The 12483-nt window shown below is 46.9% G+C and carries 12 protein-coding genes; 7 read left to right on the forward strand and 5 right to left on the reverse strand.

The window, feature by feature from the left end; genetic code table 11:
- Nucleotides 1-253: 253 nt before the first annotated feature.
- Nucleotides 254-838, reverse strand: a complete 585-nt coding sequence (locus KJB05_RS18530) for a LysE family translocator (protein ID WP_005434823.1) — start codon at nucleotides 836-838, stop codon at nucleotides 254-256.
- Nucleotides 839-987: 149 nt separating this feature from the next.
- Between KJB05_RS18530 and KJB05_RS18535 the strand changes: the two genes are divergently transcribed.
- Together KJB05_RS18535 and KJB05_RS18540 are read left to right on the forward strand one after the other, a co-directional pair.
- Entirely contained in the window at nucleotides 988-1428 is a 441-nt protein-coding gene (locus KJB05_RS18535; protein WP_027726611.1) for an Lrp/AsnC family transcriptional regulator, read from the forward strand.
- 211 nt (nucleotides 1429-1639) lie between these two features.
- Entirely contained in the window at nucleotides 1640-2818 is a 1179-nt protein-coding gene (locus tag KJB05_RS18540; RefSeq protein WP_199453461.1) for a lytic polysaccharide monooxygenase, read from the forward strand.
- A 55-nt stretch (nucleotides 2819-2873) separates the two neighbouring features.
- Here KJB05_RS18540 and KJB05_RS18545 read toward each other — a convergent pair whose 3' ends face one another.
- Both KJB05_RS18545 and KJB05_RS18550 read right to left on the reverse strand, forming a co-directional pair.
- The gene (locus KJB05_RS18545) at nucleotides 2874-3503 is read right to left on the reverse strand and encodes an HAD family hydrolase (RefSeq protein WP_208446059.1); all 630 of its coding nucleotides are present in this window, start codon (nucleotides 3501-3503) and stop codon (nucleotides 2874-2876) included.
- A 16-nt stretch (nucleotides 3504-3519) separates the two neighbouring features.
- Complete coding sequence (locus KJB05_RS18550; RefSeq protein ID WP_005533114.1) at nucleotides 3520-3849, reverse strand: multidrug efflux SMR transporter; 330 nt, start codon at nucleotides 3847-3849, stop codon at nucleotides 3520-3522.
- Nucleotides 3850-4036: 187 nt separating this feature from the next.
- On the opposite strand from KJB05_RS18550, the gene KJB05_RS18555 reads away from it, so the two are divergent.
- Nucleotides 4037-4783 carry a hypothetical protein gene (locus KJB05_RS18555; RefSeq protein WP_078610196.1) on the forward strand — a complete coding sequence of 249 codons (747 nt, stop codon included), beginning with the start codon at nucleotides 4037-4039 and terminating at the stop codon, nucleotides 4781-4783.
- Between the two features lie 194 nt (nucleotides 4784-4977).
- Here the strand turns inward: KJB05_RS18555 and KJB05_RS18560 are convergent, their stop codons facing one another.
- A complete protein-coding gene (locus KJB05_RS18560; RefSeq protein ID WP_132698185.1) occupies nucleotides 4978-5289 on the reverse strand; it encodes a cupin domain-containing protein in 312 nt (103 codons plus the stop codon).
- 8 nt (nucleotides 5290-5297) lie between these two features.
- Nucleotides 5298-5948, reverse strand: coding sequence for a Qnr family pentapeptide repeat protein (locus KJB05_RS18565; protein WP_009706791.1), 651 nt, complete (start codon nucleotides 5946-5948; stop codon nucleotides 5298-5300).
- Nucleotides 5949-6455: 507 nt separating this feature from the next.
- Between KJB05_RS18565 and ompW the strand changes: the two genes are divergently transcribed.
- From ompW to KJB05_RS18585, 4 genes are all read left to right on the forward strand, one after another.
- On the forward strand, nucleotides 6456-7097 hold the full coding sequence (gene ompW, locus KJB05_RS18570) for an outer membrane protein OmpW (protein ID WP_208446060.1): 642 nt from the start codon (nucleotides 6456-6458) through the stop codon (nucleotides 7095-7097).
- Between the two features lie 431 nt (nucleotides 7098-7528).
- The gene (locus KJB05_RS18575) at nucleotides 7529-8500 is read left to right on the forward strand and encodes a TAXI family TRAP transporter solute-binding subunit (protein ID WP_020195112.1); all 972 of its coding nucleotides are present in this window, start codon (nucleotides 7529-7531) and stop codon (nucleotides 8498-8500) included.
- Between the two features lie 81 nt (nucleotides 8501-8581).
- Entirely contained in the window at nucleotides 8582-11182 is a 2601-nt protein-coding gene (locus KJB05_RS18580) for a TRAP transporter permease (RefSeq protein ID WP_208446061.1), read from the forward strand.
- A 119-nt stretch (nucleotides 11183-11301) separates the two neighbouring features.
- Entirely contained in the window at nucleotides 11302-12315 is a 1014-nt protein-coding gene (locus KJB05_RS18585) for an IS110 family transposase (protein WP_213053086.1), read from the forward strand.
- Nucleotides 12316-12483: the final 168 nt, after the last annotated feature.

Consider the following 12483-nt stretch of genomic DNA (forward strand, 5'->3'; position numbering starts at 1 on the left):
TCAGCATCGTGCTTGTCGGTCAGAGTGAATCGATTGTCGCGGCAAAATACAGCGCCGTGACAAAGCAGTGACGAAGTGCGCCTATTCGCTAAATTAGCTTCAGGCGGATGCTTATTAAGTTTTCATGTTTTAGTCACTGCTGTTGCTACTATGACCCAATCCATCCGTGGAAGTGGCGATTATTTGTACTTACCGAACAAAGGACTAGCTAAAACTTGGCATAAGTCACACTTATCTTTCATTGTTTTGTCATTTATATCATTGGGATAGTCGATAAAAGCAGAAGCGCCGCCATGCCATAGTTGAAGCCTTTTACGCGTTTAGACGTGGTCAACCAACGTTGAAGTTGCATGCCTGCCGCCGTCCAAAAAGTCACAGAAGGCAGGTTCGCTAAGCAGAAGATGCCGGCGATAAAAGCCAGTTCTAGCCAAGATCCGCCGCTGCTGTATACGGTGATGGCAGTGAGTGCCATTGACCAGCCTTTAGGATTCACCCATTGAAACGCCACTGCACCCAAAAAGCTCATTGGTCGGTAATCATCTTTGACTTCCGTCTTGCTACTGGTTGCGATCTTGTATGTGAGGTACAACAAGTAAGTCAGGCTCATTACCTTGAGGATGCTATGCGTGATCGGATACGCGTGAAACAAGCCCATAAGACCAATGCCAACCAAAATCAGCATCGCAGCGAAACCCAGCGTGATGCCTAACATGTGTGGGATAGTGCGCTTAAAGCCGACGTTAGCACCAGACGTCATAAGCATGATGTTGTTCGGGCCCGGTGTAAAGGTCGAGACAAACGCAAACAGTGCCAACGCACCAAGTTGATGGTATTCCATAATGTGTTCCTGCATTTCTGTTTTGCCTGCACATAAGCGGGCAAGGGATTACGTTTTCTGACCGGTCGAGAACAATGATAGGTAGAAGCGCCATCAATTTTGTGCTTTTATTTGACGAAAACTCACTCGCTAAACAACAAAAGAGCATCATGGATAGATTTGACGAAAGAATATTGCAAGCGCTGAAATCAGACGGAAGAATCTCCAATGTGGAGCTGTCTGAACGAGTTGGATTATCGCCATCCGCGACCTTGCGTCGAGTGCAAGATTTGGAGCGAAAAGGCGTGATCAAAGGTTATCGAGCGGTGCTGGATAATCAGCAAATGGGCGTCGGTTTTGTCGCGTATGTGTCGATTGGCTTGGCATCGCACTCTAAACACGCGCAACTAGGCTTTGAAGAGCACGTTCGATTTGTCGACCAAGTTGTCGAGTGTCACAACATAACGGGTTCTAACGAGTACCTATTAAGAGTCGAAACTCAAGACCTTGCGGCGTACAAAGCGTTTCATGCCGATGTTCTTGGGGAATGCGAACACGTTAAAGCCATTACAACCATGGTGGTGATGGATACGCCAAAAGATGAGCGTTAATCCTTCCCCCTCGATTTTGTAGCACATCAATTTGAAGTGACTCGAAAGAGTCAGTCGAGTATGAGCATAGTCCACATAAAATGCTGGAAAGCAGTCTGCAATCTGACAATTCCAGCATTTATTCTCACCTTCTAAATAATCGCATCCTGCTAGTTTTTCTACGTCGCTGCCCGGTTCGCGAGCAGCGGGTCAGAAAATTTAAGGATGAATGATGAAATCATACGTAACCCTTCCCCTTGCAAGCTTGGGTGCACTTGCGGCTTTAAGCTCTTTTAATGTTAGTGCCCACGGCTGGGTCGAGTTTCCGAGCGCTCGCCAAAACACTTGTTATTTAGACGGCGGTTTTTGGACTAATGAAATTCCAAACCAGGCGTGTCAAGCAGCCTATGACGAATCGGGGGCTTACCCTTTCGTGCAACGTAGTGAGATTGCTGCAAACGTACCGAACTACCGTGACATGGCACACGTGAAAGCCATTGTGCGTGATGGCGAACTTTGTTCAGCGGGTGATGCAGCTAAAAAAGGTTTGAATATCCCATCGCCAAATTGGCAGCGCACTAACGTCACACCAGATGCGAATAACCAAATCGAATTGGTGTTCTTTGGCAAAGCGCCACATAACCCGTCTTACTGGGAGTTTTATCTTTCTAAACCTACTTATGACGATACTCAGCCACTGACTTGGGACGATTTAGAGCTGATTGATACTGCTGGCGATGTGTATGTGGATGCAGAAAAGCGCTACCGCATGCAGGTAACCTTCCCAGCTGATCGTTCAGGTGATGCGATTCTTTATACTCGTTGGCAGCGTATTGATGTGGCAGGTGAGGGTTTCTACAACTGTAGTGACATTACCTTAAACGGCAATGGTACAACGCCTCCTACCGATCCGGTTGACCCAACAGATCCTGCAAACAACCTGACCGCTCTGGGCTACTTTGTCCCACAAGGCTTTGGTCCGGTAGAAGCGGGAGACACGGTACGATTCCGCACGTTTAATGCAACAGGCAGCGAGATCGTCGATCTGTCACTAGCAATCAGTGCAAACAACACAACAACGTGGGCCGCGGAGTTAGCCGACCAATTTAATTCTCAGCAAACGGGCGATTGGTATGTTGGTATTTGGCACGAAGCAATGAACCACTACATGTTCGATACCAACAACATCTACGCAAACCAAGTGTTGGCTCCGAACGCTAACTTTAGCTACGCGTTGTCATTGATTAAAGGTGATACCACGCCACCAGTCGAGCCGACCAACCTTTGGAGCAAAGACGCGGTGTACAACCAGGGTGATGTCGTGACGCACAACGGCCGTGAATGGACTGCGCAGTGGTGGACAACTGGCGAAGAGCCGGGAACCACAGGTGAATGGGGTGTTTGGCGTTAAGCGCCACTCGTTTCAAATACGCAAAACCCTTCTCAATTGAGAAGGGTTTTCTGTTTTAATTCAGGCTGTTTTCGCTTTGCCATGGTTGCCAATTCATCATCGCATGGCTGGCTAATTTGAGCATCGGAATGTCTTCGTGGGTATCGCCGTAAGCGTAAATCGTTTCGTATTGGCTCAAGTCATAAGCACGTTGAACACGCTCGACCTTTCTTTCCAAACTGCAATCGCCACTTTGGTAACGGCCACTAATGTGTTCACTTTCGCCGAGTAACTCACTACAAAGTAATTGGTAGCCTTGCGTTTGGCTCCATGGTTTTAAGTAGGCGTTAAGTGATGCTGAGACAACGACAATGGTGTCGCCTCGCGCTTGGTGCCATTCTAGTTTCGCTTGAGCTTCTGGGCGAATGTGTTGCTCAATCACCTCTTTTGCAAACTGAGCTCCTAACGCTTCAACGTCTCGAGTTCTTCTTCCTGCAAAGGCGATGAAACTGGCGATAGGGCGCATTCGCTTAGCAGGAATGACGCCTGCCTTGTAGAGCGCATAGAACGGCAGAATCACAACGTTTCCGACCCACTTGCGCAGGCCAAAAACAGAATAGTGGAGGAAGGCGCTAAACATATCTTCATCTGTGATGGTGCCATCAAAATCAAACAGTGCGAGAGATGGCTTTTGGCTATCTGACAATCCGCTGCCTTATGGTTTAGTGTGCGTGTCCGTGAGAGAAGTTTATCACCATCACGCCCGCTGCGATAAGTGCCATGCCAATCCAAAGGCTAGTATCCATGTGCTGGCGGTAAACCAATTGCGAGATTAAAGTCACCGATACAATTGCCAAACCTGCCCAAAGGGCGTGAACAATGCCAACTGGCATGCCGCCTTTCATCGCCTGCGCCAAACAGACAAAAGCAGCCAAGTGACCAATCAAGACAAGGGTTGCAGGCAGTGGTTTGCTAAAGCCATCAGTGGCTTTAAGTGCAACGTGTGAAAGGGCTTCTGCGCCCACGCCTAAAAGTAAGAAAAACCAGCTCATTGTTATCGTTCGTCATCGGTTAATTTGGAATGGGGCTAGTATATTGATGTCGAATAAAATGATAATCCCATGAAAATTCAAATGACTTTTACTTGGTTGTAATAATAAGCTCGTCTTACATACGCTTACATCAACTCGTTGCCGCAATCGTTACACTGCCGCCGTCTTGGTAAAGGAGCGTGTATAGATGCATAAAGCAATAGCGAGTATTGCGGTGATGTTTGCACTGAGTGGCTGTGGTGGCGAAGGAATAACGACAGACTCTGTGCCTAAGTTTAAAGATCACAGAGCGAACTATGAGGTGGACGGTATCGATCTGCTGCATCGTTCGATCACCGACACCATTAGCGATGACTTACTGGGCTTTGAGGCCGAGAACTTGTCTCGCAAAGTGACTTACACGCTCGATCGACTCTCATTAAACATTTTGCGTGATTTTAATGTGAGTACCCTCGCGGAGTTGGAAGCTCTAGTCCCTAATGTTGGTGACAACAAAACCTCTCTGATTTTTGAGTTTCACTTGATGCGCCTAACACCTGAAATGGTGATGGTCAGCTCATCAAACGAGATTGAACACTTCTTTTATGAAGCGGACATCATCGAAACCCGTTTTGGTATCTCAACCTACAAATTCACCGAAGCACCGACGCGTGTTGACATGGTGGTGTATCCAGAAGGCATTGCGATTGAGGCATTCAACCAAGGTTATCAAGCTGAATATGATGCAAGCAAAGGCACGTATAAGGTGCGTTTGCAGTACGACGAGAATGGTGAAAAAAGCCAATATGATGAGCTGATAGTGGACTTGAACAGTGATCAAGTTCGGCTGGAGATAGGCACAACGACGATGGAAGGGCTAGAAGTCAAAGACACCGTTGAGCAAAGCCATCGATTCGAATACAACCGCAAGCAAAACACACTCTCACGCCAATAACACGTTTTTATCTATGAACATTGAAGTGATGACTAGGTTCATTTCTGAGTAACGGTTGGGAGACTGGCTCGGAGTCATGACTTCAATTTCTTTTGCGCCTCACCTAGACCCTTTATTGCGCACATGGGGAAAGTTAGGGTTTCTTTCCCCCGTTTTTCTTTACTGTTCGTCGGAATAACACGGAAGTCGACAATCTAGCGGTAGAAAACCGCCAACCAAATCGTCTCTTGTTCTGGATCTGTCCAACTGACACGATGCTTCGTATGCGCCGGAATGTTGATATGATCGCCCGCCTCTAAACGTTTTACAGAGCCATCTTCATAAGTCAGTTCGCCTGCGCCTTGTAGCACCAACACCCACTCATGTTCTTCTTGATCGTACCATTCGCCCTCTGGCGTGGTTTGCCCTTTTGAGACAATACGCTCGATGCGCAGTTGTTTATGTATGAGTAAATCTTCGAACACTTCTTCACTCAGATCACTGGGTAGGTCTTTAAACAGATTCATAGTGCTTCCTAAATAACGATCAGTCCAAATGGTGCGAGCAGTTGTTCTTGCTGCCAGTCGCAGATCTTAACACCGTATAAAGAGACGCGGCGAATGTCCAAACCTTCTAAATCGACGTGGGTAAGATCGCTCTCTTCTATATTAAAGCTGCCCCATTGTTCTCGACTGAATTCTCCTCTCGATAAGTCAGAGCCTTTAAAGCTCGCGCCCATCAAATTGGCGCCGTTCCATCGGTTTTCAAACAGGTCGCATTTCTCTAGCAGTGCGCGCTCAAAATTGGTGTAAGCCAAGTTGCAGCCCGTGATGTAGGCGATACAAAAGAACACGGTATTGCTGACGCGATTAGCGAAGTTGGCACTTTGAAAGTTTGCACCCTTCAAATCGCATTTGCGCAGTTCGATGCCGACGCAATCCGCGCCATTGAACTGAGACATGGCCAACATGCAGTTGCTAAAGCTAGCATCTTTCAGTTTGGCATAACGGAAACTGCAGCCTTCTATGTCGCTCGGTTGGATAAAACGGCAATCAATAAACTTTGCATCACTCAGATCGGCGTGGTCGAAATTGCACTGATAAAAGCGGCAGTTTTCAAAGGTGGTGTTTTGCAAATCGTGATGAGAAAAGTCTTCCTGTTCGAAAGTGAGATCGGTCTTAATCATGGCTTTTTATCTTTTCCTTGTTCGGTTGGAAGCAGACTAACACCCTAAGTGCCTGATTTTCCAGAAATATAACTTGTTGTATTTCAGTGGCTTACAAAGGCCGAAAATCGCCAATTTAAGCGGTCAAATTGGCGATTTGAAGTAGGTATTTTTTGAAAATAACTCGATCATATCGAGAAAAAAGTTTTGTTGAGCACAGAGGCTCTCAGGGGATGCGGAATGAGAACTGCGACGCACGCTTCTCACACGCACAGTTTGTATTACAGGATTGTGTCCTATTTGCATAATTTGTTGATCAATTTGGCGTTTTTGTATACGGAAAAGCTATATTTTTCACAAATTGATTTCCATCAAAATAGTAGGGTTTCTATATGCTAGATTGCGCGCAGCTCAAGAAAATAGTGATACTCGCGTGCTTCAAGGTTTTGGATTCATTAAGGAACTGCCCAAAAGGGAAGAGCGCAGCTGAGTACAAAAAGAAACAAAGCCCTACAAAAGGAAATAACAATGAAAAAAACAATCTGCAGTTTAGCAGTGGTTGCTGCGTTAGTGTCTCCAAGTGTTTTCGCTCACAGTGAAGGTGACTTCATTCTACGTGTTGGTGCGGCTTCCGTTGTACCAAATGACAGCAGTGACAAAATCCTAGGTTCTCAAGAAGAGCTTAAAGTGGATTCCAACACGCAGCTGGGCTTGACGTTCGGTTACATGTTTACCGACAACATCAGCTTAGAAGTGCTAGCTGCAACACCGTTTAGCCATGATATTTCAACAGATCTAGTTGGCAAGGACATCGCGAGTACTAAACACCTGCCACCAACAGTGATGGTTCAGTACTACTTTGGTGACTCACAAAGCAAATTCCGCCCATACGTGGGTGCAGGTCTAAACTACACCATCTTCTTTGATGAAGGTTTTAACGGCACGGGTAAAGGTGCTGGCCTTTCTGATCTGAAATTGGATGATTCATTCGGTCTAGCTGCAAACGTTGGTGTGGACTACATGATCAACGATAAATGGTTCCTAAACGCATCGGCGTGGTACGCAAACATTGAAACAGAAGCGACCTACAAAGCGGGTGGCGCGAAACAAAAAACTGACGTTGAAATCAACCCTTGGGTATTCATGATCAGTGGCGGTTACAAGTTCTAAGAAAAAGCAGTAGAAAAAGAACAACAATATTATTGGCATGACTTTTAGGGGCAGTTGCGGGGATTGCCCCTCTTTTTTTATTTCATTTTATTCTTCTACTCATCTCTCCTTTCTCTTCCTATTTCTATGATTTTTCTATTTGTAAATGCATCGATTAAAAAATGAATTTTCTGTTAATTCTCGATTGCTGAGAAAAGCGAAAAATTACTATAGCTAGGTTTTGAAATTGTTCTGATAAATTCGATGACAAGCATTCGGTTAATTATTAATCGAACGTCAAAATAAATATTACAAAATGAAGCTAAGGACTGGCTGACTAAGGAAAATTACTCGTAAAGCGTGGAAATTTTACGCGAGTATTTTTCAGTTTTGCTGTCGTTAGCTGAGAAAAATGTCTTTATTTTTCAACCGATAGACAGGAAGAACTTAAAATGAAAGGAACCACACTCATTGCAGTATTTGCTTCGGCAGTATCATTGTTCTCATACAGTGAGAAAATAAGTGCGGCAGAGAAATTTATTACTATCGGCACGGGTGGTCAAACGGGTGTTTATTACGTGGCAGGCCAATCGATTTGTCGTTTTGTAAACCGTGGTGCGGCAGACCACAGCATTAAATGTAATGCACCAGCTAGTGGTGGTGGCGTGGCAAACGTCAATGGTTTGCGCAGTGGCGAATACAATTTCGGCATCATGCAGTCAGATCACCAATACAAAGCCCTAGAAGGTGTGGCTCCTTTCCAAAATAACCAACCAATGACGGACATTCGTGCCGTTTTCTCACTACAAAGTGAAGTGTTCACTATTCTTGCGCGTAAAGATGCAGGCATCACCAATTTCGACGATTTGAAAGGCAAGCGCGTCAACATTGGTAACCCTGGTTCTGGTCAACGCGATACGTTTGAGCAAGTGATGCAAGCAAAAGGCTGGTCGCAGGATGTGTTCAGCTTGGTATCGGATCTGAAGCCAGCAGAACAAGCTTCTGCAATGAGTGACAACAACATCGATGCAATGAGCTACTTTGTTGGCCACCCAAACGGCGCGATTCAAGAAGCCTCAACCACAACGGATGCGGTGTTAGTGCCTGTGACTGGTCCTGAAATCGACAAGTTACTTGCTGAGCGTGCTTACTTCACCAAAGCAACCATTCCGGGCGGAATGTACCGTGGCAACCCGAACGATACGCAATCTATCGGCGGCAAAGCGGTGCTCTCAACCACAGCAGAGACGGATCCTGAGTTGGTGTACCAACTGACGAAATCTGTGTTCGACAACCTAGACCGCTTCAAGCGTTTGCACCCAGCATTTAAAGACCTAAAAGAATCAGAAATGATTGAAGTGGGTCTGTCTGCACCATTGCATGAAGGTGCGGTGCGCTACTACAAAGAGCGCGGCTGGTTGTAAGTAACTCTTAGAACCTTCGATTTTTAGCAAGCGCTGTGATGGGTTCGCAGCGCTTGCTTCTCTGTTGTTTGTGAGAAAATTATGGATAAGACGATCTCCACGTCCCATGCTGATACGCATCCGAGTGAACTGTCGGCAGAAGAACTGATTGCCCAAGATGTGGGTGCTCGCCTGCCAACCGGAATCATGGAAAAGCTGATTGCGGGTTTGGCGTTACTTTGGTCTTTGTTTCAACTTTGGATAGCGTCTCCGCTGCCCTTTATTGTTGGCTTCGGTGTGATGAACGACACCGAAACGCGCGCCATTCACCTTGGCTTTGCCTTGTTGCTTGCCTTCCTAGTCTTCCCCGCTTTTAAGCGCTCTCCGCGCGACCGTGTTCCTGCCTTCGACATCATGTTGGGTTTGATTGCTTGTGCCTCTTCGCTGTACTTGTTTGTTATGTACGAAGCACTAGCACAACGTCCGGGCAGCTTAACCACTGAAGACTTTATTACCGCATTGATTGGTTTGCCTCTGCTTTTAGAAGCGGCGCGTCGAGTATTGGGTCCAGCATTGCCTGTGATTGCGTTGGTGTTTATCGGCTACAGCTTGGCAGGCCCATACATGCCGGGTTTGTTGTCCCACCGTGGCGTGCAGTTGGATGCGCTAGCTAACCACCAGTGGATCACTACAGAAGGTGTGTTTGGTATTGCGCTTGGCGTGTCGACCAGCTTTGTATTCTTGTTTGTTCTGTTTGGTGCGTTGTTGGAACGCGCTGGAGCAGGGCACTACTTCATTCAATTGGCATTTAGCATGTTGGGGCACTTGCGTGGTGGCCCTGCAAAAGCGGCCGTCGTTGCTTCTGGCTTAACGGGTTTGATTTCGGGTTCGTCCATCGCCAACGTAGTGACCACGGGTACGTTCACTATTCCTATGATGCGCAAAGTGGGCTTCTCTCCAGAGAAAGCTGGTGCAGTGGAAGTGGCGTCATCGGTGAACGGGCAAATCATGCCCCCTGTTATGGGCGCTGCGGCGTTTTTGATGGTGGAATACGTCGGCATTCCTTATGTTGAGATCATTAAGCACGCCTTCTTGCCTGCTGCTATTTCTTACATTGCCCTTCTTTATATTGTCCATCTAGAAGCGCTCAAATTGGGCATGCAGCCAATTGATGCTGCACGTTCAAAACCTTGGCTAGCAAGACTCACGGGTTTTGCATTTGGTGCGGCGTTGATTTCTGGTTTGTCGATGGCGGTCTACTATGGCTTAGGATGGTTGAAGCCAGTATTGGGCGACTTTGTCCTGCTGGGGATGGCATTGATTCTTGCGGTAGTGTACTTGGCGCTGCTCAAAGTGGCGGCAAGCAATGAACCGCTACCAGAAGAGGATCCAGATGCTCCGCTAGAACAGTTACCAAATACGCGCGCAGTCTTGTTGTCTGGTTTGCACTACCTACTGCCTGTGGTGGTTTTGGTGTGGTGTTTGATGATTGAACGTTTGTCTCCGGGGCTGTCTGCTTTTTGGGGCAGTGTGATTCTGGTGGTGATCGTTTTGACTCAACGTCCTCTGCTGACTTGGATGCGTAAAGATGGCAAACACGATTACGGTAACTTTAAAGACGGTTGTATTGATTTGCGTGAAGGCTTGATTGCTGGCGCGCGTAACATGATCGGCATTGGTATCGCGACCGCCACCGCAGGCGTAATCGTTGGTGCGGTATCGCAAACGGGTGTTGGCTTAGTATTGGCTGATTTGGTTGAGATGCTGTCGATGGGCAACTTGCTACTCATGCTGATGCTTACCGCAGTATTGAGCTTGATTCTAGGCATGGGCTTACCAACTACGGCGAACTACATCGTGGTATCGAGCTTGCTAGCACCTGTTATCGTCACGCTGGGTCAACAACACGGTTTGATTGTGCCGTTAATTGCGGTGCACTTGTTTGTGTTTTACTTCGGTATCATGGCGGATGTAACGCCGCCAGTGGGTCTGGCTTCGTTTGCAGCAGCAGCGGTGTCGAAAGGCGATCCAATCAAGACGGGCTTAACCGCGTTTTACTACAGTCTAAGAACTGCAGCTTTGCCGTTCCTATTTATCTTCAATACCGATTTGTTGTTGATTGATGTCGATTGGGCGCACGGTATCGCCATCTTTGTTATCTCTACCATTGCGATGTTGATATTCGCTGCGGCGACGCAAGGTTGGTTCCTGACTCGTAACCGTTGGTACGAAGGCGTTTTGCTTTTGCTAGTGGCCTTTACCTTGTTCCGCCCGGGATTCTGGATAGACATGGTGGTGGATCCATACCAATCGAGCAATCCTGCCCAGTTGGCACAAACGCTTGAGCCGCTTGAAGAGGGCAGTGTGCTTAGAATGCGTATCAGCGGTGAAGATGCGGTCGGTAAGATGCGTGAATTCTCGGTGCTGCTTTCGGTTCCTGAAGGGGAAACCGGACAAGACAAGCTGGACGCATTGGGTATTGCGACCTATCAGCAAGGTGAGCAAACTCTTATTGATATCGTCAGCTTTGCGAGCCCAGCAGAGGCAGCAGGATTGCAGTTCGACCAACAAATTGTCGATGTTCGTGTGCCTGTTGAGCGTTATCGTAAAGAGTGGATGTGGATTCCGGCAATGTTGCTGTTTGGTGTTGTGATTTGGCTACAACGTCGAAGAGTAACTGCGCAGCTTGCTGCAGCTCATTGATAGTTAAAGATAAATAACCATAAAGCCCCGTTAGAGTTAGGCTAACGGGGCTAATTATATGGTCCGCCTCACTCTCAAGCCCTACGCTTAGAGTAGGCTCTCAGAACGAGGTGAACCATATGTCTACCATTCACATCTTAGGTATCGATTTAGGCAAGCACTGCTTTCATGCGGTTGGTAACAATCACACTGGCAAAGACGTTATTCGCCGTAAGTTTAGTCGAATCCAACTACTTCGTTTCTTATCTGTACTTGAACCTACCATCATCGCTTTTGAAGCCTGTGGTGGTGCTCACTGGCTTGCGAGAAAGTGTGAAGCCTATGGGCATCGAGTTCGACTTATCCCGCCTCAATATGTAAAACCTTACGTCAAAGGTAACAAGAACGACTTTATTGATGCAGCTGCGATAGCAGAAGCAGCGAGTCGACCAAGCATGAGATTTGTCTCTGCCAAGTCAGAGGAAGCTCAGGTAATCGCAGCTATCCATCGAGTGAGGGATGGTTATATCAAAGAACGAACGGCTTGTATGAGCCGAATTGGAGCAATACTACTTGAGTTTGGGCTGAGTTTTCCTAAAGGCCATGCCAAGATGAAAGCGCTATTTCAGTGGTTGGCCGAGCAAGATATAAAACTACCACCGAGTCTGGTCGCTGAGTTGCTCTCGATTCATGAGCACTATAAATACCTAAATGAGCAAGTATCTACTCAAGATAGAAAACTGAAAGCAATTACTGAAAATAATGAAAATGCCGAGCTTTTGAAGAGTATTCCTGGTATTGGTGATTTAACAGCAACGCTGTGTGTGGCTAATATCAGTTCTCCTTCAAACTTTGGTGGAGGTCGCGAGATGGCCGCATGGCTAGGACTCGTTCCAAGGCAGTATTCAACGGGTGGCAAATCAAAGTTATTAGGCATGAGTAAACGAGGGAACAAACACCTTCGCGCTCTATTTATACATGGAGCGAGGTCCGTGCTATCTAGGATAGAAACAACAGGAAAAGTGTTTGGAGATTGGTTAGTCAATTTACGAGCAACAAAGCCGTTTAATGTAGTGGTAGTCGCACTTGCCAATAAGCTAGCAAGAATAGCTTGGGCGGTGTTGTACCACCGCCAAGCTTTTAAGGCTGTATAGCCATAACCAAGTTTGCAACGCCAATGAACGTGATGACAAAAACGGTCGATCGGCCAGATTAGTAACCTGATACAAAAAATAGCACCTAGTTGCTTTGGGGCTTTTAAGGATAATCTGGCGCGGATATCATCGTGGAGCGGGAAGTTAATGTTCCCAACGTGGACTCCG

The sequence above is a fragment of the Vibrio sp. B1ASS3 genome, from assembly GCF_905175355.1.
Taxonomy (GTDB): domain Bacteria; phylum Pseudomonadota; class Gammaproteobacteria; order Enterobacterales; family Vibrionaceae; genus Vibrio; species Vibrio owensii.

Excerpts from the sequence above, each read along its gene's own strand:
- KJB05_RS18580 (WP_208446061.1), top strand. The coding sequence starts at position 8,582 with ATGGATAAGACGATCTCCACGTCCCATGCTGATACGCATCCGAGTGAA.
- KJB05_RS18535 (WP_027726611.1), top strand. The coding sequence starts at position 988 with ATGGATAGATTTGACGAAAGAATATTGCAAGCGCTGAAATCAGACGGA.
- KJB05_RS18585 (WP_213053086.1), top strand. The coding sequence starts at position 11,302 with ATGTCTACCATTCACATCTTAGGTATCGATTTAGGCAAGCACTGCTTT.
- ompW (WP_208446060.1), top strand. The coding sequence starts at position 6,456 with ATGAAAAAAACAATCTGCAGTTTAGCAGTGGTTGCTGCGTTAGTGTCT.
- KJB05_RS18565 (WP_009706791.1), bottom strand. The coding sequence starts at position 5,948 with ATGATTAAGACCGATCTCACTTTCGAACAGGAAGACTTTTCTCATCAC.
- KJB05_RS18555 (WP_078610196.1), top strand. The coding sequence starts at position 4,037 with ATGCATAAAGCAATAGCGAGTATTGCGGTGATGTTTGCACTGAGTGGC.
- KJB05_RS18560 (WP_132698185.1), bottom strand. The coding sequence starts at position 5,289 with ATGAATCTGTTTAAAGACCTACCCAGTGATCTGAGTGAAGAAGTGTTC.
- KJB05_RS18530 (WP_005434823.1), bottom strand. The coding sequence starts at position 838 with ATGGAATACCATCAACTTGGTGCGTTGGCACTGTTTGCGTTTGTCTCG.
- KJB05_RS18550 (WP_005533114.1), bottom strand. The coding sequence starts at position 3,849 with ATGAGCTGGTTTTTCTTACTTTTAGGCGTGGGCGCAGAAGCCCTTTCA.
- KJB05_RS18575 (WP_020195112.1), top strand. The coding sequence starts at position 7,529 with ATGAAAGGAACCACACTCATTGCAGTATTTGCTTCGGCAGTATCATTG.
- KJB05_RS18540 (WP_199453461.1), top strand. The coding sequence starts at position 1,640 with ATGAAATCATACGTAACCCTTCCCCTTGCAAGCTTGGGTGCACTTGCG.